The 20,455-nt window shown below is 58.8% G+C and carries 15 protein-coding genes; all 15 read right to left on the bottom strand.

Annotated elements, in window-relative coordinates; all coding sequences use genetic code 11:
* Window positions 1-33: 33 nt before the first annotated feature.
* Window positions 34-330, bottom strand: coding sequence for a flagellar protein FliT (fliT, locus tag AO388_RS18640; RefSeq protein ID WP_003370114.1), 297 nt, complete (start codon window positions 328-330; stop codon window positions 34-36).
* A gap of 24 nt (window positions 331-354) precedes the next feature.
* Window positions 355-744 carry a flagellar export chaperone FliS gene (gene fliS / locus AO388_RS18635; protein ID WP_003370112.1) on the bottom strand — a complete coding sequence of 130 codons (390 nt, stop codon included), beginning with the start codon at window positions 742-744 and terminating at the stop codon, window positions 355-357.
* A 124-nt stretch (window positions 745-868) separates the two neighbouring features.
* The gene (gene fliD, locus AO388_RS18630; RefSeq protein ID WP_024662269.1) at window positions 869-2,320 is read right to left on the bottom strand and encodes a flagellar filament capping protein FliD; all 1,452 of its coding nucleotides are present in this window, start codon (window positions 2,318-2,320) and stop codon (window positions 869-871) included.
* Between the two features lie 83 nt (window positions 2,321-2,403).
* Window positions 2,404-2,796, bottom strand: a complete 393-nt coding sequence (locus tag AO388_RS18625; RefSeq protein WP_003344024.1) for a flagellar protein FlaG — start codon at window positions 2,794-2,796, stop codon at window positions 2,404-2,406.
* Between the two features lie 72 nt (window positions 2,797-2,868).
* Window positions 2,869-3,717 (bottom strand): flagellin domain-containing protein, encoded by an 849-nt coding sequence (locus tag AO388_RS18620; RefSeq protein ID WP_003370106.1) that lies wholly within the window; start codon window positions 3,715-3,717, stop codon window positions 2,869-2,871.
* Window positions 3,718-4,045: 328 nt separating this feature from the next.
* Window positions 4,046-4,972 carry a ketoacyl-ACP synthase III gene (locus AO388_RS18615; protein WP_054081560.1) on the bottom strand — a complete coding sequence of 309 codons (927 nt, stop codon included), beginning with the start codon at window positions 4,970-4,972 and terminating at the stop codon, window positions 4,046-4,048.
* Window positions 4,973-5,279: 307 nt separating this feature from the next.
* A complete protein-coding gene (locus AO388_RS18610) occupies window positions 5,280-8,186 on the bottom strand; it encodes a TIGR00180 family glycosyltransferase (RefSeq protein ID WP_058416896.1) in 2,907 nt (968 codons plus the stop codon).
* 114 nt (window positions 8,187-8,300) lie between these two features.
* The gene (locus tag AO388_RS18605) at window positions 8,301-11,873 is read right to left on the bottom strand and encodes a glycosyltransferase (protein WP_058416895.1); all 3,573 of its coding nucleotides are present in this window, start codon (window positions 11,871-11,873) and stop codon (window positions 8,301-8,303) included.
* A gap of 89 nt (window positions 11,874-11,962) precedes the next feature.
* The gene (locus AO388_RS18600; RefSeq protein WP_003370095.1) at window positions 11,963-13,555 is read right to left on the bottom strand and encodes a flagellar hook-associated protein 3; all 1,593 of its coding nucleotides are present in this window, start codon (window positions 13,553-13,555) and stop codon (window positions 11,963-11,965) included.
* 13 nt (window positions 13,556-13,568) lie between these two features.
* Window positions 13,569-15,629: a flagellar hook-associated protein FlgK gene (gene flgK, locus AO388_RS18595; protein ID WP_003436083.1), complete on the bottom strand. Its 2,061-nt coding sequence runs from the start codon at window positions 15,627-15,629 to the stop codon at window positions 13,569-13,571.
* Window positions 15,630-15,639: 10 nt separating this feature from the next.
* Window positions 15,640-16,884, bottom strand: coding sequence for a flagellar assembly peptidoglycan hydrolase FlgJ (gene flgJ, locus AO388_RS18590; protein ID WP_003436082.1), 1,245 nt, complete (start codon window positions 16,882-16,884; stop codon window positions 15,640-15,642).
* A gap of 10 nt (window positions 16,885-16,894) precedes the next feature.
* Window positions 16,895-18,004, bottom strand: a complete 1,110-nt coding sequence (locus tag AO388_RS18585) for a flagellar basal body P-ring protein FlgI (protein WP_003436081.1) — start codon at window positions 18,002-18,004, stop codon at window positions 16,895-16,897.
* 13 nt (window positions 18,005-18,017) lie between these two features.
* Window positions 18,018-18,731, bottom strand: a complete 714-nt coding sequence (gene flgH, locus AO388_RS18580; protein WP_003370084.1) for a flagellar basal body L-ring protein FlgH — start codon at window positions 18,729-18,731, stop codon at window positions 18,018-18,020.
* A gap of 84 nt (window positions 18,732-18,815) precedes the next feature.
* The gene (flgG, locus tag AO388_RS18575) at window positions 18,816-19,604 is read right to left on the bottom strand and encodes a flagellar basal-body rod protein FlgG (protein WP_003412455.1); all 789 of its coding nucleotides are present in this window, start codon (window positions 19,602-19,604) and stop codon (window positions 18,816-18,818) included.
* Between the two features lie 46 nt (window positions 19,605-19,650).
* On the bottom strand, window positions 19,651-20,391 hold the full coding sequence (locus tag AO388_RS18570; protein ID WP_003370079.1) for a flagellar basal body rod protein FlgF: 741 nt from the start codon (window positions 20,389-20,391) through the stop codon (window positions 19,651-19,653).
* Window positions 20,392-20,455 lie beyond the last annotated feature (64 nt).

Genomic DNA, 20,455 nt, shown 5'->3' with positions numbered 1-20,455 from the left:
TTCTTGTCGAACAATAAAAATGACAATTAAACATTAACCGAACAGATGGTATACCTTCGTAGCACTCTTCGCATTCTGGATTTGAGTCATTTCTTCGACAACCGCTTGACGCTCGCCGGTGGCAACATCAATCAATTGCCGATAGACCCCCAATAACTCCTCAAGGTTGCTGCGCAGAGCAGGTTCGTCATCGGGCGCTTCGCTCACCACCGCGTCGACACACTCGCGACACGCCAGATCAAGCTTGACGATAGCCTCCCAGTCACGCTCGGCCAGTGCCCCTACCAAGGCTTCCCGGGTTTCTTCGATACGCTTGAGCGCAGCACTCATTTTTATTCTCCTCGGAACAGCGGGTTATTGCATGGTACCGATTGCATCCCAGCCTTCCTTGACGGTGATCAACAGGCCAGCGACTTCATCGAGTATCTTCTGATCATTGCGAGCGTTGGCTTCCGCCAGGCGCGTCATCATGTAGTGATACAGGCTGTCCTGCCTGAGCAGCGTGTCACTGGGTGAATTTTCCAGATCCAGCCCCTCACGCAGACCGCCCACAATGTCGATGGCCTTGCTGATGAGTACGCCCTTGTTGGCGACGTCCCTGCGCGCCATGGCGCCCTTGGCCTGAGCGATGCGGTCGAGGCCACCTTCCATCAACATTTGCACCAGACGATGAGGGCTGGCCTCTGAGGTCTGGGCCTGGGAGCCGATCTTCTGATACTGCCGCAACGCTAACATCGGATTCATAAGGGGCCTCGTAACAAATCCAGAATACTGATACTCAAGCTATCGACGCAGTGCGCAGAAACTTTAGCCCAAAAGCAGAAACCCGACACAGAGTCGGGTTGCTGATACTTCCACACTCGTTTTTTTACGAGGCGTTTTTCTGGGCGTTCATCGCTTCAAAAATCGAAGTAATGCTTGAAGCCGTTGCCTTTAACTGCCCGACGACCAAGTCCATTGCGTTGTATTTCTTGGTGAGGGTTGCCGTCAACGTGGTAATACGACGGTTGAGCGCCTCCTGATCACTGGCCAGTCGAGTCTGCACTTTATTGAGGCTGGTGGTCTTGCCAGCCAGAACGCCGTCGGCTTTCGTGTAGGGTTCAAGCGCAGTGTTCAAGCGTGCGATCAAGCCACCCGAGGTCGTGCCGTCAGCGCTGGTCACACCGGTGAACATCGCCTGAATCTGGCTGCCCAGCTTCTTGTCGCTCAACGCTGTAGTCAATTCGGTGGTGTTCAACGACAACTTGCCGTCAGCCTGCTGAGTTTTGATCCCCAATTGCGCCAGGGAACTCAAACCGGCATTCGACGTGGCAGTGGAAATCTGGTCGCGTATCGTTGCCAACAGCGCACGCGGGGTGGAGTCGCCGGTCAATGCAGCGGCAGTGTATTTACCCTCACTGTCGACAGTGCCCTTGGTCAACGAGGACACCAGTGAAACCAGCGTGTTGTAAGAGTCGACAAACGACTGCAATGAGGTTTTCAGACCATCGGTGTTGGTGGCGACCGTGACCGTGGTCGATGCCGAAGCAGCAGAAGAAGCGCTGGGCGCGACCAGCTCGAATGTCAGACCGGAAATGGCCGTGCTCACGGTATTGGTCTTGCTGGTCAGACTCAGGCCATCGACCGTGAATGCGGCGTCCTTGGCGACAGCGGTAATCGCACCGGCGCCGGTACTGGATTCACTCATCAACTTGGTGCCATCGATGTTAAGTGCTTCCTGGCCGGAAGCACCCGTCACCGAAATGTCACTGCCCTTGCCGGTGGTCGTCGAACTGAACACCAGCCTGGAACCGTTGTTGTCGTTGATGATGTTGGCGGTGATGCCTTTACCCTGCAGCGTCGAGTTGATCTTGTCGCGCACTTCCTGCAGCGTCGAGGTCTTGTCGATCGCCACGTTGTAATCAGTGCCATTTTGAGTGATTTTCAGAGTACCACTCGGAATAGCACTCGACTGCGTCGAGTCCAGCGCGGCGGTAGCCACCTTCGAAGGCGTTGCCAACTGGCTTATATTAATCGCATAGGTGCCATTGACTGCCGTGTTGCCCGCAGTGGCCTTGACCACCGCTTCATTGGCAGACGTGGCAGCAAAGCCCTGGAAAGCAGGTGTGGTGGAACTGGCGAGAGTGTCCAGTGTTTTCTGGAAAGCAGCCAGTGCAGACGTCAACTGGCTGACACCCGACAGGGATGCAGTCGTGGAGGCGCTCTGCTTGTCGATCTGGTTTTGCTTGGGCGCTTTTTCAGCACCGACAAGACCTTCGACGATGGCGGAAATTGCCAGACCCGAACCCAGGCCTGTTGAAGATGTAATCGGACTTGCCATGGTGCTTCTCCCTTCAAGAATGCTGCGGGGTTCGCCGCCCTTTCAAAAGGCGAATGACCCGACAACACATACCGTACCGGCGATCAGGCCTTGGCGCGGAACAACAAACTGTTCGCATCACTCAGGCTATCGGCCAGCTTCAGGATTTCTGCATTGGGAATCTGTCGTACTACTTCACCGGAATCGCTTGCAATCACTTTGACAATGACTTTGCCAGAATCTTCGTCGATCGAAAACTCGAGATTGCGCTTGACCTCGTGAAAGAACTTCTGGATGTCCTCGGCGGCTGCCTTGACTTTGGCATCGTCCTTGGAATCATCCTTGTGCAGACCGGAGCCTTTACTTTCAGCCGTGGCGGCAACACGCTCGACGGGCGCCTTATCGGCAGGCTTGTCAACGGACGCGTCCGGCACAGGGGCCTGACTCGCCGGTTGAACGGCCGGATAAGTCACGTTCAACTTCACACTCATATCCATGACCATCACCTCAGAAAGTAAAAAAGCGAGAGAGCACCGTTAAGTACTCCCCCGCTAAAACTCACGCTGATATTACTGAAGCAGTTTCAGTACAGCGGATGGCAGCTGGTTAGCCTGAGCCAGAACAGAGGTGGAAGCCTGTTGCAGAGTCTGTTGCTTGGTCAGCTGTGCAGTTTCAGCAGCGAAGTCGGTATCCTGGATACGACCCAGTGCAGCACTGGCGTTTTCGTTGATGTTCTGCAGGTTGGAGATGGTGCTGGTCAGACGGTTTTGTGCAGCACCGAGATCAGAACGCGTGTTGTTGATGGTCTGCAGAGCCGAGTCGATAGCGGCCATTGCAGCAGAGAAGTTGGTCTCTGCAGCAGCACTGTCGGAACCGACGATGGTGATTGCCGAACCGACACCCAGGGTGTTTGCATCAAAGCTGGCGCTCAGAGTCAGAGTGATCTGGTTCGCGGAGCCGGAGTTGGAGCCAACCTGGAAAGTCATGGTGCTGGCAGAACCGTCGATCAGGTTTTTGCCGTTCAGGTTGGTGCTGTTGGCGATACGGGTCAGCTCAGAACTCATCTGGGTGAATTCTTTGTTCAGTGCAACGCGGTCAGTAGCGCTGTTGCTGTCGTTTCGCGACTGAACAGCCAGTTCACGCATACGCTGCAGAATGTTGGTCGACTCTTGCAGCGCGCCTTCAGCGGTCTGAGCAATGGACATACCGTCGTTGGCGTTTTTGATCGCCATGGTCTGACCTTTGATCTGCGAGTTGATCTTGGTGGCGATGTTCAGGCCAGCAGCGTCGTCTTTGGCGCTGTTGATTTTCAGACCGGAAGACAGACGAGTCATCGAGGTCGAAAGGGCGTCGGAAGCGCGACCCAGGTTCTTCTGGACGTTCAACGATGCTACGTTGGTGTTTACTGTTAAAGCCATGATGAATTCCTCGTTGGTTTGGTACTACGTGGCTTCCGGCCCCTGCAAGCGCCGGGTGTGCCTAGAGAACCTTCGTAATAGTTATCGTCGCGATGGCAGGTTGCTTGAGTGTTTTTTTTTAATATTTTGCCATCACCGTGACACCCCTTATAAAACAAGGGTTTGGGGGCATAAACCCGCGAAGCAACAGAGAGAAATTCATGACAGTCAGAAGTGGCGACAGGTGAGCGCGTTGTGCCACGAAGTTAAAAGTGTGACGTGGATCACTATTTAATTTAAAAACGCCTGGGGATTTATCCGCAGGCGTTCTTTGTCAGGCGAAGTAAACTCAGCCTTTATAGATAATTGCAGAGCCCCAGGAAAGCCCCACACCAAAACCACTCAAGGCGACGCGCGTCCATGAAGAGCCGAGCACGTGCTTTTCGATCAGCAGCGGAATGCTGGATGACACGGTATTGCCGGTTTCGACCATGTCCTTGAGAAACTTCTCGGGCTTGTCTTCAAAGCGCCGCGCGACCGCATCGACGATCGCCGCACTGCCCTGGTGAATACAGAAGGCATCGACGTCGTCAGGGGTCAAATCAGACTCGGCCAATAGCTCGTGCAGATGCGCTGGCACTTTCAACAGTGCGAAGTTGAACACCTGGCGACCGTTCATGAAGAAAATGCCGTTGCTGACCTTGAGATGTGGCGCACCGGAACCATCGGTACCGAATTTCGCCTTGCCCAGCTGCCATTCGGCCCCCTCGCCCATCCAGGTGGCCGTCGCAGCATCACCGAACAGCATGGTGGTATTGCGGTCTTCCGGGTCGACAATTTTCGAGTACGGATCGGCAGTGATCAACAGGCCGTTTTTCAAGCCTGCCGCTTCCATGAAGCCCTTGATCGCATAGATGCCGTACACATAGCCGGAACAGCCCAGCGAAATGTCGAATGCAGCAACGTTGGTCGACAGCCCCAGCTTGTCCTGAACGATGGCCGCGGTGTGCGGCAGCCCTTCCTCGTCGCCATTCTGGGTGACGACGATCAGCACATCGATACTTTCGCGCTTGAGCTGCGGGTTATTGGCAAACAGCGTATTGGCTGCCTCAACGCACAGATCCGAGGTTTCCTGGCCGGCGTCTTTGCGCGGCAGAAAGGTGGAGCCGATCTTCCCAAGGATGAATTCTTCATCCTTGCCGAATTTGGCGCCTTGAGCGTAGTTATCGACACCTGCAACAGGCACGTAACTCGCTATGCTTTTAATGCCAATCATCATGGCTTCCCGATGAGTAAACAGGTCATTTTTCGTCCCGATGAAATCGGAGCGCTACCGAATAGGAGTGATTTACGGACATTTTCAGGGCGCTTGGCAGGTTAAAGCAAGTCAGGCGCATGTCGCTCCCTGTAAAACAATACAGTGGAGATGCACGTTATGACCCGCAGGTCACTCCCGTCTGCATGCTTTACGATAATTTGCGTCGAGGGAACAGGCACTTGATCCTTGCCGACTGCTCTCTGCGAGGAAGCCTTCAAGGCAGCGAACCGGCCGCGAAGCAGCCGGTTTTACGAGGGCGGACGACTCAGCCGGCCAGAGTGAAACCCTTGCCGTCGAGATCCAGATTGGCGTTGTAGGCCTCATCCTGTGCGAACTGCGCTGACCACTTGTCCATCAATGCTTCGCGCGCCTGCTGCGGGGCATGCACCACACCGGAATGCACCACCTGCACATGCGGCGTCCATACCGTCAGGTAGCCGGCCTGCGCAGCCTTGAGGCAAAGGTCGACATCGGCAAGCGCTTCGGCGAATAGATCTTCATCCAGACCGCCCACAGCGTTGTACAGCTCCTTGGCAATCATCAGACAGGCCGATGACACGGCAGAGTAGTTCTGCTCGACCACCAGGCGCTGCATGTAGCCGGTGGCGGTCTTCGGCTCGCCGACAAACCCCGAACCCACGCCGCCATTCAGTCCCAGCACCAGACCGGCCTGAGTCACTGCGCCTTCGCCATTCACCAGCTTGGCGCCTACTACGCCCACTTCCGGGCGCTGCGCCTGGTTGAGCAGTGATTCGATCCAGCCGACATTGACGATCTGACTTTCGGCATCCAGCAGGATCAGGTATTCGCCACCGGCTTCCTGGCTGATCAGATTGCGCAGGGCCGCAGGGCTCATGCGCTGTTCGGCACGGAACACCCGCACGCGACCCGACACCTGCTCCTGCCGGTCAAGCCAGGTCGACAGTTCGGCAGAGGTGCTGGCGTTGTCACCGATCAGCACTTCATAACGCTGATAGCGGGTGCGTTGCAGAATGCTTTGCAGGCAGCGCTGCAATTCGGGCAGGTTGTCCTGGCTGTGCAGCAGGATCGAAACCACCGGCCGATGGGCGTGGCGATAATCGATCTTGTAGGTGCCAGGCTGCGCCGAGCTGACTTCCGCCTGATAACCGCGCTTGCCAAGATGGCGCTTGAGCGCTTTCTGTTCGTCCGGATTGTCTTTCAGTTCGGGCGCATCACAGATCAGCAACGGTTCGCTGAGATGGGCCAGACCGCTCATGCCGCCCTGCTCGATCAGACGCAGCAACAGATCGAATTCCAGCGCCTCGGGAAACTCGCGCGAGTAACCACCCGCCTCGACCAGCAACTCACGGCGCACCAGCCAGTGACGAGCCATCAATGCCGGCAGGCTTTGCAGCAGATCAAGGTTGAAGCCGGGACGGAACACCGGGGTCAGTGTGCCATTGGCTTGACGCTGAATCTCGTCCACGGCAACAGCCCGGCATTGCGCCGCATCGATCAGCTCGGCGCTGGCCAGCAGCAGACCGCTGCGGGTGAACTCTTCGCCGGCCCGTGCCAGCATCAGCCAGTCGCTGGGTGACTGCTTGACGACCTGGTTGATCTTGTCGACGTAGTTGCTTTCGGTGACTTTCACAAAGTGCAGGGTATTGTGCAGCGTGGTCACCGCTGGCAATTCCCCGGTGGTGAACACCACCACCCTGAAGGCCTTGTAGTGACTGTTGATCAGGCTGTCGAACGTGGCCTGCAGCTTGAAGACGTCCGCGTCCAGGTCCAGCAGCAAGATACCGATCTGCGACCCGGCCGGTTTGCTGGCGAGCCTGTCGCTGATCTGCTTGAGGGCCTCAGGCGCCGGATCGCGCGAATCGAGCCAGTTGAGCAGTCGACCGGAAGCCATGCCATCGAACAGCCGACCGTTGTCGAAACCGGATGCCGCCTGCAGACGCTGGCTCCAGGCCGAAACCATTTCGATCTGCTTTTCACTGTCCTTGCCTTTGCCGCTGATCAACTCCGCGATCAGGCTCTGCACGACACCCAGGTTAAAAGCGTAGGTTTCGTAGGCATACCACAGGCGGCTGATGCGCGCTTCAGCATCCGGGTTGCTCTGCTCGCGCAACAATTCAGCCTGCTTGAGCAGCACCGCTTCCAGCCCTTCCAGCTGCAAACGACCCGCTGGCATGATGTGGATCAGGAATTCGATTTTGGCCAGCTCATCGAACAACGCCTGGTTGTAGAACGGCATTTCGACAAACTGACGAGGCTCGAACAGCGCGTCCGATTGCTCAAGGCCGACATTCCACACCGCGCTGATGATTTTCTCATCGCCCTGGAAAGCCTGGGTCTTAAGGCATTCGCCCATGACTGCAAGGCCAGCCTGGATCTTTTGCAGGCCCTGTGCGCCTTCGAAGCCCGAGCCTTCGCCGAGCAGCGCGACCAGTTTTTCGGCGAATGCGTCGCGGGCGGCCCTGGCTTTGGGATCAGTGTGTCTGACGGCTGCGGCAATGGCGGTGCCGTGACGTAGCTCGACCTGCTTGCCCGAGGTGAAGTGCAGTGCATAAGGGATTGGCAGGATGCGCAGGCGGGCCGCAGCAACCAGGTAGTTCATGTGGCCGATTTCCTGCCAGTGCGGCTCGGTGTCATCGGCAACCGAGGTGAACCACTGCTGCGCCAGTTCCGTGCGCGTCACTGCGCTGAGCAGCGACAGACTTTCGCTCATGAAACCCAGAACCCGCTCGCCCGCATCATCTGCGGCATAGTCTTCGCAGGTTTTGCGATCGCGGCGGAAATAATCCACCTGGCCGACCTGCGCCTGATAGCTCAGGCTGTAGCCCTGACAGGCACCGTATGTCGGGTTGGCCTCGAGAAAGCTCAGCGCTGCGCGCAGTGCATCAGGCAGCAAAAAACTGTCGACCGGAGCCTGGACCACGAAGGGTGTGGTCACCTGTTTGAGCCCCTCTGCGACCCTGACGCCAAGGCTGGCATTGACCAGCGCGTCACTCTGCAGGTAATGCAAGCCAGCGCTCGCGGCAATTTCCGCATCAGGCTGGGCCGATGCATCGACCACTATCAGGTTGCACGGAAACTCGCTGTAATACTTCAAGGCGCGGCGCAGGAAGTCTGGCTGGTCCCTGGCCATCAACAGCAGGGTCAGACGCTGATTCAAAGCGTTATGTTCATTTCCCGAATGGCTTTGCATGATCTTTCCTTATAACGAATCGATTGCGCCTTCAACCGCAGCGGGCGTTGAAGCAAGAGCGTAGCGTGACCGCGCCGGCAGGCAACCTGCTGGTGCGTGTTCAAACGGATCGGATCAGTCCGGCAACCAGCCGTTGGCCCAATATTGCAGGTTTTCGCCGCGCAACATGAAGTCGCGCAGTACTGTCTCGCGCAACTCGTCACCCATGCGGTAGCTGGCATTGGGGTCGGACAAGTGCATGCGGATTGCCTGCAACCATTCATCCGAGCTGTTGGTGTACACACGGGTCGCTGGCAGATGGCCCCGATACGCTTCGGTGTCGGAACAGATCACCGGGTAGCCGCAGGCGCCGTACTCAAGCAACCTGAGGTTACTTTTGCAGTCATTGAAAATATGGAATTCCAGCGGCGCCAGTGCCAGATCAAGGTTCAGGCTGGCGAGCTTGGCCGGGTAGGTTTTCAGGCTGACCCCCGGATGGAACTCATGGATGTAGGGCTTGAGCAGGTCCGGGCACATGCCGAAGAATACCCACTCGACTTCATCAGCCAGTTCGCGCACCACATCGACAATCAGCTCCAGGTCCCCGCGATGGCTGGTTCCGCCGCCCCAGCCGATACGCGGCTTGTCGGAGCTGCGACGCTGGCTCCTGAGATTGCTCCACAAATGCGTCGCCAGCATGTTCGGCACGACGCGAATATCGCTGTGCATGCCCGACAACGCCTCGGCCAGCGGGTGAGTCGAGACCACCACGCGATCACACAGACCTATGCCCTTGCGCAGCATGGCGCCGATATTGTCCGGCATGTTGCGCTTGTGCTCATTGCGCTCGGGGACATCGGCGATGTAGTCATCGAGCTCGAAAATACGCATGGCATTGGAGTAGTTCTTTGCCAGCTCGATGTCCGGGACCTTGGCTTCTGTGTACCGGCCCTGAAAGACGATGACATCTGGCGACTGGCGCTCGATTTCGACGGGCGTTGCGGTCTCGTAAGTCATACGGCCAACCACCCGCCCGGCCGCCATCAACTCCAGCAGGGGCTGGCTGACCCGGTAGTGACCCACCGCCGAAGAGTTGACCGCCATACCGAAAATGAAAGGCAGATGGCGGGTGCAGAACGGACTCCAGCCCGCCAGCAGACCGGGATCGAGGGTGAACGACAGCGCCTCGTTGAGGTACAGGTTGGGATTGTAGGCCTGATCCCTGGCCATTTTCGGCAGCCACTTCTGAAAGAACGATTTCTGCTCGTCATCGAGCGCCTGGCGAGACGCCTCATTACGTTCAACGGCAGCAGGCTCGGCCAGTACCAGCGATGCATCCGGGGTGCCAACGATCAGGTAACCCTCGCGCCCGACGCGCATGCACAGGTCCAGGTCCTGCAGACCCTGCGTGAAGGTCGCCGCCTCCAGTGCGCCAACAGCGTCGAACACCTCCTTGCGCACCATCAGGCAATTGCCACTGACCGCGCTCCAGTTCTGGGTCAACTGCAGACGCTGCATGTAGCCGCTGGCCCCTGCGGGGAAATTGATGAACGGCCGACCGGCCAGGCCATCCATGCCCATGACCATGCCGGCGTACAGAATATTGCCTTGCGGATTGAGGATGCGTGGACCGACGATCCCGACCTCGGGACGCTGGGCATGGTGGATCAGCCCCTGCAGCCAGTCCGCCTGATGGATCAGGGCATAGGCGCTGAGCATCAGCAGATAATCACCACGCGCCTGACCGGCGGCATGATTCTGGGCGGTTGCTTCGCTGCCAGCCTCGGACAGGGAAACAATCCGCAGCTTGTCGCTGCCCAGCTCACTCATCGCCGTGAACCATGCCCGCGCTTCGGCGCTTTCGCTGGCGTTGTCGACGATCAGGACTTCGTAATTCGGGTAGGTGGTGTTGCTGAGCAGACTGTCTATGCAGCGCTCCAGGGCGCCGAGTTGATCCCTGGCGGTGATGATGATCGAGACCAGAGGCAGCGACGGATGAACGTACTCGATGCGATTGAGCAACGGCAACTGATCGTGATGAATGACGTGCTCTCTGCCGATCCGCGACAGGTGGGCCGCAACCAGAGGTTCGCTGTGCTCGATGACACAAGGCAGTGACAGCCAGTCGGCGAATGCCAGACGCGACTCGACCTGCACTTCGGCGATGTGCTCGATGCTCTGCGGCCCTGCCCCCTCGACCAGACGCCAGATCACATCGTGCGGGGCGAGCTCATCGAAGGCCGGATCGAAACCACCCATGTCCAGCAGATTTCGCCGCTCGAACGCCAGCGTGCGCCCGACATAGGGATAGGCACGCAGCAGATCCAGGTTGAAGCCGGGTTTGAAAATAGGCTCTCTGGACTCGTCCTCAACCAGCGCGCCTTCGTCGCTGTAGACACACAGCAGACCGGGAGTCTGGGCAATACGCTCGGCCAGAATCAGCAGCGCCGGCTGCGTCAGCCGGTCACCGGCGCGCAACAGGTAGACCCAGTCGGCACTCTCTAGCAGTGGCAATACTTCGTTCAACTGCCGAGCCCAGTCCGGCTGTAGAGAAAAACGCAGCACCTGCGGATCGTCAACAATGGCGTTGGTCAGTACCACCACCGAGTCTGCGGCATAGTCCTGTTCGGCCAGGCTGCGCAAGGTGATGTCGAGGGCTTCGGCATCACCCTGCTGATCGATGATCACCGGCACAATACGTGGCTGCCATGCCCAACTCACTATGCGTTGTTCGAGCAGCTTTTTTTGCGGCTCGGAAAACCGGCGGCAGGACAGCCATTCGGCGTACAGTTCGGCATAGCTGTCACTGGCACTGCCGACGCGGCTCATCATCACGCCCTGGCGACCCGCCATCACCCCGTAAAGGCCTACCTCGTCCCACTCGCGCGGCTCTTCGTGCGCGCGGCGCAGAGGCAGAAAACGTACCCAGCCCTGAGCCGGTGCGTCTTCGCCGCTACGCGCCTTGAGCATTTCGTTCAGCCAGCCCCATTCGGTGGTGGCTTTCTGGTACATATCGCCCTGACTGCTGAAGCGCCCCGGGTGCAGGCGTTCGGTACTCTGGATGCTGTGCAGCACAACCAGATTGCCGCGCCGCAGCAGGCAGATGAACAGCGTGAAATCCAGCAGCGCAACGAAGCCCTGCGGCAGCGCAATGGACGGCAGGTATTCCTGCACATCGGCGCGACGCATCATCGCGCCACTGAAACCGCCCAGATAATTGCGCGGCGTGCGCTCGAAAATCGCCAGCATGTCCTCGCCCTTGAACACAGCGTCGTAGGGCACCAGACCAACGTTTTCCATGCGGGCCGGCAGGACATAATCATCGACGTCCACCAGATGGCGTTTGCTGACGACGAGCTGGACATCCTTGTAGGTATCGAGGGTTTGCGCCTGATGCGCAACGCAGTAGTTATAGAGGCGGTCGTCATCGCAGAGAAACTTGATGTATTCGCCGCTCGCCTGCTCCAGACACTTGAGCAGATTGCCCTGAAATCCCAGGCGCTGAGGATTGCGCAGGTAACGGGCCCGGTCGCTGTCGGGAGCTACCAGCTCGTCGAAAATCGCCTTGATCTCGTCGCTACGGCAATCGTCACAGACGATGATTTCGAGATTGTCGTAGACCTGGTCGAGCGCACTTTGCAGCGCTGCGCGGAAGAAGCGCGAATTGAAGGCGGGAATGACAATACTGACGAGGGGGACTGAATTCACTATGACTGACTCGCGAGCGGCTGGGGGCCCTTCAGTCGAGTGGCCCCCCTCACCGCTGAAAAAAGACGGCGGATGCTCAACGTCAGAACTCAAAGCTGACTGAACAGGTTCAACTTGGATAGCATGGTAAACACCTGCTGAGAAGCGTCCAGCATGGTTTTCTGCAATGTCAGGCGGGTGGTCGCCTCGACGATGTCAGCGTTTACGTAAGTACCTTGCTCAGTAGTGTTGTTGCCTTTGAGCAGATCGTTGGTCGTACCTTGGGCGGTTGCCGCCAGCTGACGCGCGCCGCCACTGGAACGTGCCGTAGAAGCTTGTTCGATGGCGCTGCTCATGTTGCCCAGCGCAGAGTTCAGCGCTGCCGTCATATTCTGCGAGGCCACCAGGTTGCCATCGGTGGGCGTCGACAGGGCTTTGATCGCCGCTGTCAGCGTATTGAGAATGTTCTCGGTCTGGTGCGTGCCAGACTCGACGATGAACTGATCACCGGCAGCCGGTGTACCGCTGATATTGAAGTTCACACCGGAGGCGTTGGCCGTCGAGCCGGTCATGGTGCCGCTGGACACTGGCTTGCTGCTGGTGGTCAACGGCGCGGCGTACAGCTCGTAATCGGTCGGGCTGGTGAACTTGAGGATCGCGCCGTCTGTCGGGAAGGTATTGTTGAAAGCAGTCCGGTCCGCAGCGGTATTGCCCACGACAGAGCTGCTGACGGTCGCCGTTGACGTATTGCCGGCGCTGCGCGAGGTGGAAACACTGTCCGGTGTCGACGCCAGTTGATAGCTGCGATTGGCCAGCGCCGCATCTGCGGTAGCGTCCGAGACCCGGTCAGCGGCCGGCAGGTTGACGTTGAGCGTCATTTCCACGCCGCGGAAGGTAAACGTCTGGGCATCGAACGAGCCGTGGGAAAACTTGCCGCCAGTCGAGGTATCGGAACTCACGTCAGTGCCACTGGCATCAGTGATCTTGAATTGCGTACCGCTGAGAAAAGTCAGCGTATAGGGCTCGCCGCCCTGGTAGCTGGAGTTATAGGTCGGAGTGGACGTCACCAGGCCACTGCTGAGGCCGATCTTGCCGTCATCGGTTGCAGGCGAAAGCAGTGTGGCAGACGTACGGGTTGTGTTGACCGACTGCTCGAAGGCCTCGAAACCTGTCGTGTTGCTGGCCATGACCAAACCATCACCTACCGCCAGATTGACGCTGGTCTGGTCGCCCTTGTAGCTATAGGAGCCATCGGCGTTCAGCGAATACGGTGGCGTCGAGGCCTTGGAACCGGAAAATATGTACTGACCGTTAGGGTCCTGGCTGTTCATCAAGCCCAGAATCTGACTCTGGTACTGCTTGAGGGCCGAAGCCTTGGCGAGCCGGTCCGAGTCGGTAAACGCGCCACTGCCTGCCGATACGATCTGCTCCCGCGCAGCCTGCATCGTGTCGATGATGCTGGTCAGCGTGGTCTCGGTGGTCACCGCGTTGGTATTGATCGTGCCGATATTGGTTTCGTACTGGGTCAGCATGGAGTTCTGCTGCGCCAGTTGCAGTACGCGCGCGGCACCTACCGGATCATCGCCTGCGGTATTGAGCTTGATGCCGCTGGAGACCTCTTCGCTGGTCTTGTTCAGGTTCGAATAGTTACGCTGATAATTGGTGTTCGTGGATTCGAAGAACTGGGTAGTCGAGATACGCATGGCTCACGATTCCTTAAAGACTGTTGATCAGCGTGCTGAAAATGGTTTGTGCTGCCTTGATGATCTGCGAAGAGGCGGTGTAGTACTGCTGATACTTGATCAGGTTGGACGCCTCTTCGTCGAGCGATACACCCGAGACCGAGTCGCGTGACGATTTGGCCTGGCTGACAACGGCCGCAGTGGCGGTCACATCGTTCTTGCTCTGGCTCGCCAGCGTACCCACAACCGATACCGTATCTGCATACGAACCGGACAGGCTGGTGCCCACGCCACCGTTGACGACACCGACGGTCTTGGCGGTCTGCAGGCCGACCACTGCCAACGCGTTGCGGTTGTCGGACGAGCCGCCACCGGTCATGCCGATGCTGAACGTGTCATTGGCAACCGGCGAGCCGGAGATGGTCATTTCCAGCTGGAACGCAGTGCTGCTGCTCGGCGTCGTTGTGGTGTCGGTATAGCCGACGTTCAATTTGATCGTGTTGGCCTGGCCCTGGATGATCGAGCCACCAACGGCATTGCCGTTCTGGTCGAGCACCGCCCCGCCACTCGCATTGATCAGGGTGTAACTCTGCACGCCGGTACTGCTGACCGCACCCATCACCAGTTTCATCGGGGTGGAGTCTTTGAGCGCATTGCGCAGGTCAGCGGTCTGGGTGCTGTCGTAGATATCCGACTTGGTGTTCAGCACCGGCTGGGTGAAGCCACCAGTACCGGAGTTGCTGGATCCCGCCGTTGCCGTCAAGGGCGCGGCCGCTGCAATATCCTTGGCGTCGGTCAGAACCACCGAGATCCCCGACGCGCCAGTGCGGGTCGGGATGACCTTGAAACTGTCACCGGCTGCCAGCGTATTGCCGTTGAGGCTCACACTGAAGCCATCGAACTGTTTGGGCGGATTGTCAGCCAGCGAACCGGCACCGACGCTCTCGCCGTTGGGCAGACGACGTACGGTGAAATTCGACGAGTCGCTGAACGTCACTTCATAATCGTTGGCGGTCAGCTTGCTGGTGTCGCCAATGGTGACGTTGAGGTTGCCGGAGCCGACACTGTTGGTGGTTTTGCCGATGCTGCGCTGGGTAATGGCTTCGGCACTGTTGATGCTGGAATACAGGTTCGAACCGAAATTGCCCTTGCTGTCGATGCCCTGGTTCATCTGGCTGTTGACCTGGTCCGACAATACCATCGCGGTACGGCCCAGTTCGTTGGTCGCAGGCACCAGCACTTCGTTGCGGTAACGCAACAGACCACCGATCGAGCCGCCAGTGAGCACTGAGGTCACATCGGTCTGGGTCTGGCCGTAGGCAACCTGCACGTTGTACTGCAACGGATCGGACGGGCTCGGGCTGGCCGACATCTTGTAGGACGTGCCGCCACTGACCAGTGATTGTCCGGTACCGGTATAGATGTCGAAGTTACCGTTGTTCTCGACCACTTTCACACCGACCAGCTCGTTGAGCTGACGAACCGCTTCACTGCGCGAGTCAAGCAGGGTGTTCGGCGTGGCGTTGCCCGCAGACGCTTGTGTGATCTGCTTGTTCAGGCTCGCCAGGGTGGTGGTCAGCTCGTTGACCTGTTTGGTGAAGGTGTTGAGCTGCGTGTTGACGTTATCGTTCTGCGTGGACAACTGCGACGAAACCGAGTTGAAGCGTGCGCTCAACGCGCCAGCCTGGGTCAGGAACGACGAGCGTTCGGCCGACTGCGTGGCGCTGGTGGCGATGCCCTGCATCTTGGTGAAGAAGTCCGCCAATTGCACGGAGATCCCCGTCGCATTGTCTGACAGTAATGTATCGGTCTTGCTGGCCTGACCGGAATAAGCCACTGCATCCGCGCTGAGGGCGGTGCTCGATTGCAATTGGGTGTCCAGATAGCTGTTGTAGATGCGACGTACGTCCGACAGCGTAGTGCCGGTACCGATGTAGCCTACACCCTGACCAAGAGCGATCTGCGCCGAAGCCGTGGTCAGCACCTGCTGACGCGAGTAACCCGCGGTATCCACGTTGGCCGTGTTGTTACCGATGGTGTTGATCGCGGCACTGCTGGCATTGATACCTGAGAGCCCAATTGAAATCAGCGACATGAGTCAAACCTTATAAAGTCGTGGAAGAGCCCGCTGCAGCGGCGTAAGTCTGGTAACTCTTCATCTGCTTCGCAATCTGCGAAATCTTGCTGGCATAGTCCGGGTCAGTGGCGTAACCGGCCTTCTGCAATTCTTTTACAAACTGTTCCGGTTTATCGGCCGAATTGACCACTTCTTTATAGCGGCTGTTGTTCTGCAACAGACTGACCAGGTCGTGGAAGCTGTCGGCGTAGGAATCATAGGAACGGAAATCCGCCGTTTCCTTGACCATCTTGCCGTCGCGGAACTCGCTGGTGATCGCACGCGCTTCGGCACCCTTCCAGCTGCCCGCCGCCTTGATGCCGAACAGGTTGTGACTGCTGCTACCGTCCTGCTGACGCATGATCGATTTGCCCCAACCGGTTTCCAGTGCCGCCTGCGCCACCAGCATGACCGGGTCGACGCCGATACGCGCTGCGGCTTCCTTGGCCAGTGGCAACATGGTTTCGACGAACTGATCGGCGTTGCTGAACGCGCGCTTGGCCGGTGCCAGCGGTGGCTGGGCCATGGAGCGCACGTATTCCGGCGCGGGGGCCAGGTTCGGATCGAGTGTCCAGTCGCCGTTGTTGCCTGAAGTACCGGCTGTCGCACGAGCCGGCACCGGGCTGTTGCTGACGGCTGTGGTGGCAGAAGGCACGATGCCGGCCAGCAGACGATCGGTGAGTTTGGCGGGCAGCGACAGACGACGCGCATTGAGCAGCGCCATGTCGTTGCGCCCTTCTCCGGACGCCGAGGCCGCAGCCGCCGCCTGATCGGCAGCCGCCGAGCGCGTGGCCCACAACGGACGCTGATAGACGCTGGTCGCCAGACCGGTCTTGGCCGGCGCAGCGTCAGTAGCGGCCGTTGCAGCGTCGGTCGTATTGACCGGCGCAGCGTGGTTTATCCCCTTGTCTTTCGACAATTGGCGCATCAGCACGTCCTGCAAACCGATACCGTTGCCACGGGTGGACAGCGTGACCGCCAACTGCTGGTCATACATATCCTGATACTGCCGCGTGGCCGGGGTGTTCATCGGATTGTCCTTGGCCAGCACTTCGTTGGCCGAGCGCATGGCCTTGAGCATCTGGCTGACGAACAGCGACTCGAACTCGCGGGCCACCTTCTTCTGGTTTTCCACACTGTCCTTGTCGCCATGCTTCAGCGACGCCAGACGGTTGACGTCGGTGTAGGCACCCGAATCGACCGCCGACGAAATTCCGCTCTTGGGCATATCCATGCTCGAATCCTCAGATCACGATCAGGTCGGCTTGCAACGCGCCGGCCTGCTTAAGGGCTTCGAGGATGGCCATCAGGTCACCGGGCGCAGCGCCCACCTGATTGACCGCGCGAACGATCTCATCCAGCGTGGTGCCTGGACCGAACTTGAACATCGGGTGCAGTTCCTGCTGGGCGTTAACCCGCGAGCGAGGCACTACCGCCGTCTGTCCGCCGGACAATGCGCCCGGCTGGCTGACGATCGGGTCTTCGGTGATGGTCACGGTCAGGCTGCCGTGGGTGACGGCGGCAGGTGAAACCTTGACGTTCTGGCCGATGACGATGGTGCCGGTCCGCGAATTGATGATGACCTTGGCAGCGGTCTGGCCCGGATCGATTTCCAGGTTTTCCAGAATCGACAGGTAATCCACACGCTGGCTTGGGTCGAGCGGCGCAGTCACGCGCACCGAACCACCGTCCAGCGCCTGAGCGACGCCAGGGCCAAGCATGTCGTTGATCTTGTCCACGACGCGCTTGGCAGTGGTGAAGTCGGAGCGATTCAGGTTCAGCGTCAGGGTGTTGCCCTGGTTGAAGCCGCTCGGTACAGCGCGTTCTACCGACGCACCACCGGGGATTCGACCCGACGACGGAACGTTGACGGTAATCTTCGAGCCGTCACGGCCTTCCGCGTCGAAACCGCCGACCACCAGGTTGCCCTGAGCGATGGCGTAAACGTTGCCGTCGACACCTTTCATCGGTGTCATCAACAGCGCACCACCGCGCAGGCTTTTGGAGTTACCGATCGAGGAAACAGTGATATCGACCGTCTGGCCCGGTTTGGCGAACGCTGGCAAATCTGCGTACACCGCAACCGCCGCGACGTTTTTCAGCTGCACGGTGCCCGAACCCGACGGCACCTTGATGCCGAACTGCGACAGCATGTTGTTGAAGGTCTGCAGGGTGAACGGGGTCTGGGTGGTCTGGTCACCTGTACCGTTGAGACCCACGACCAGACCGTAACCGATCAACTGGTTGGCCCGTACGCCGGAGATGCTTGCGATGTCCTTCAGACGCTCGGCATGCACGCCGAACGCTGTGGACAACAACAAGGTCGCCGCTATCAGTTGCTTGAGCTTGATCATGTCTATCCCGCTATCAGAAAGGGAACAACGGGCTGAGGAAGAACCGGTCGAACCAGCCTGGCTGGCTGGTATCGGCAAAGGCTCCGGTCCCCGAATAGGTAATACGTGCATCGGCGATACGGGTGGACGACACGGTATTATCGGTCGCGATGTCGTCAGCCCGGACCAGGCCGGCAATCCGCACCAGTTCGTCACCGGTATTGAGGGTCATCCACTTCTCGCCACGCACCGCCAGAATGCCGTTGGGCAGCACATCCGCAACCGTCACGGTGACCGAGCCGGTCAGACTGTTGCTCTGTGCGGCCTTGCCATCACCCTTGGTAGTCCGCGCGCCGTTGTAACCAGCGTTCAGGCTCAGGTCGTTACCGCCAATCGGGTTGTTGGTGGTCAGACCCGAACCGAACAGCGAGGTCAGACCAATGCTGTTGGTGCTGTCCTTGGTCATCGCCGAAGTGGCCGCCTTGCTCGCCGCCATACGCTCGGAAAGCGTGATGGTGATGATGTCGCCAATACGGAAGGCCTTGCGGTCGCCGTACAGGTTCTGCTCGAAACCGGCCTGATAGATGGCGCCATTGTTGGCAGCCGCCGACATGGGCGTACGCGGCAACACCGGAGCGTAATAAGGGTCATTGGGCTTGGCCGTCGGCGCAACACAGCCGGACAGCAGGGTGATCCCGCACAATGAAGCGATCAACACTGAAAAACGCGGAACACTAAGGCGGTTCATGACACTTGAAACCTCGCGGTGTAACAGGCGCTTATCAGGCGCCCCATCGGATTGAGCGGTTCTACGAGCAGCGACATCAAGGACTTACAGGTTCTGAGTCAGGTTTTGCAGCATCTGGTCAGCGGTCGAGATCACTTTGGAGTTCATCTCGTAGGCGCGCTGGGTAGTGATCATGTTGACCAGTTCCTCAACGGTGCTGACGTTGGAGTTTTCAAGGGTGTTCTGCAGGGTCGGGCCAAGGCCGTTAAGGCCAGGGGTGCCGATCTGCGGCGCGCCGCTCGAACCGGTTTCCAGGTACAGGTTGCCACCGATGGCCTGCAGGCCGGCGGGGTTGATGAAGTCGGCGGTCTGGATATTGCCGATGATCTGCGGCGTAGCGGTTGCGCCTGCCAGCGTGACGGAAACAGTACCGTCCTGACCGACCGTAAAAGTCTGGGCGTTCTGCGGAACGACGATCGCAGGCTCGAGGGCATAACCGTTGGCCGTGACGATCTGGCCGTTGGCGTCGAGGTGGAACGTACCGTCACGGCTGTAGGCAATGGTGCCGTCCGGCTGGGTCACCTGAAAGAAACCACGACCGTTGACCGCCAGGTCCAGCGGGTTGTTGGTGGTCTGCAGGCTACCGGCAGTGAAGTTCTTCTGCGTGCCGACAATACGCACACCGGTACCCAGTTGCAGGCCGGAAGGCAGTTCGCTGTCCTGAGTGGACTGGGCACCCGGCTGGCGTTTGATCTGATACAGCAGGTCCTGGAACTCGGCCCGGTCACTCTTGAAACCGGTGGTCGAGACGTTCGCCAGGTTGTTGGAGATGGTGGTCAGGTTGGTGTCCTGAGCGGCAAGACCGGTTTTGGCGACGTATAGTGCAGGAAGCATGTGTGTTCTCCTCGAGCGCCGGTTTGTCGGCGCAAGCTGTCATTGATTAGCCAAGTTGCAAGACGCGAGCCATAGACTGATCGTCTTCTTCGGCGGTCTTCATCATCTTGACGTGCAATTCGAATTGACGGGACAAGGCCAGTACCGAGGTCATTTCCTCGACCGCATTGACGTTGCTCGCCTGCAGAAAGCCGGACTCGACCTGAACGGTGGCATCTGCATCGGCAGGCCGGCCGGTCTTGGTGTGGATCAGGCCATCAGGGCCCTTCTCCATGGTCTTCAGGTCAGGCTTGACCAGCTTGATGCGGTCGACCTGCGCCATCACCTGAGGACTCTCGCCCAGCGAACGAATACTGATCGTGCCGTCGGCGCCGATCTCGATCTGCTGCTGAGGCGGCACGGCAATCGGACCGCCGTTGCCCATAACCGGCAAACCACTGCCGTCGCGCAACACGCCCAGGGCATCGATGTTCATGCCCGAACTGCGGGTGTAGGCTTCACCGCCGTCGGGGGTCTGCACTGCGATCCAGCCATCACCCTTGACGGCGATGTCCAGCTCACGACCGGTCTGCACCATCGCACCGGCGGAAAAGTCGGTCCCGGGACGCTCGCTCATGGCGTAGGCTCGCGATGGCATGACCTCGCCAAACACCGGCATCGAGCGGGCCTGTTCCAGGTCCCGCATGAAACCGTTGGTCGAGACGTTTGCCAGGTTGTTGGCATGAGCCTTTTGCGCGATCGCGTTTTCGGATGCACCGCTCATTGCGACGTAAAGCAACTTGTCCACAGTCTTCCTCCTCCGACAGACGCTTGCCGCCTGTAGCTGTTCTGAAAGGGTTAAAGCAATTTTT

The organism is Pseudomonas sp. ICMP 10191, assembly GCF_001467335.1.
Taxonomy (GTDB): domain Bacteria; phylum Pseudomonadota; class Gammaproteobacteria; order Pseudomonadales; family Pseudomonadaceae; genus Aquipseudomonas; species Aquipseudomonas cerasi.
This window is presented reverse-complemented; position numbering and strand designations above follow the sequence as displayed.

Excerpts from the sequence above, each read along its gene's own strand:
- fliT (WP_003370114.1), bottom strand. The coding sequence starts at position 330 with ATGAGTGCTGCGCTCAAGCGTATCGAAGAAACCCGGGAAGCCTTGGTA.
- fliS (WP_003370112.1), bottom strand. The coding sequence starts at position 744 with ATGAATCCGATGTTAGCGTTGCGGCAGTATCAGAAGATCGGCTCCCAG.
- fliD (WP_024662269.1), bottom strand. The coding sequence starts at position 2,320 with ATGGCAAGTCCGATTACATCTTCAACAGGCCTGGGTTCGGGTCTGGCA.
- AO388_RS18625 (WP_003344024.1), bottom strand. The coding sequence starts at position 2,796 with ATGGATATGAGTGTGAAGTTGAACGTGACTTATCCGGCCGTTCAACCG.
- AO388_RS18620 (WP_003370106.1), bottom strand. The coding sequence starts at position 3,717 with ATGGCTTTAACAGTAAACACCAACGTAGCATCGTTGAACGTCCAGAAG.
- AO388_RS18615 (WP_054081560.1), bottom strand. The coding sequence starts at position 4,972 with ATGATTGGCATTAAAAGCATAGCGAGTTACGTGCCTGTTGCAGGTGTC.
- AO388_RS18610 (WP_058416896.1), bottom strand. The coding sequence starts at position 8,186 with ATGCAAAGCCATTCGGGAAATGAACATAACGCTTTGAATCAGCGTCTG.
- AO388_RS18600 (WP_003370095.1), bottom strand. The coding sequence starts at position 13,555 with ATGCGTATCTCGACTACCCAGTTCTTCGAATCCACGAACACCAATTAT.
- flgK (WP_003436083.1), bottom strand. The coding sequence starts at position 15,629 with ATGTCGCTGATTTCAATTGGGCTCTCAGGTATCAATGCCAGCAGTGCC.
- flgJ (WP_003436082.1), bottom strand. The coding sequence starts at position 16,884 with ATGGATATGCCCAAGAGCGGAATTTCGTCGGCGGTCGATTCGGGTGCC.
- AO388_RS18585 (WP_003436081.1), bottom strand. The coding sequence starts at position 18,004 with ATGATCAAGCTCAAGCAACTGATAGCGGCGACCTTGTTGTTGTCCACA.
- flgH (WP_003370084.1), bottom strand. The coding sequence starts at position 18,731 with ATGAACCGCCTTAGTGTTCCGCGTTTTTCAGTGTTGATCGCTTCATTG.
- flgG (WP_003412455.1), bottom strand. The coding sequence starts at position 19,604 with ATGCTTCCTGCACTATACGTCGCCAAAACCGGTCTTGCCGCTCAGGAC.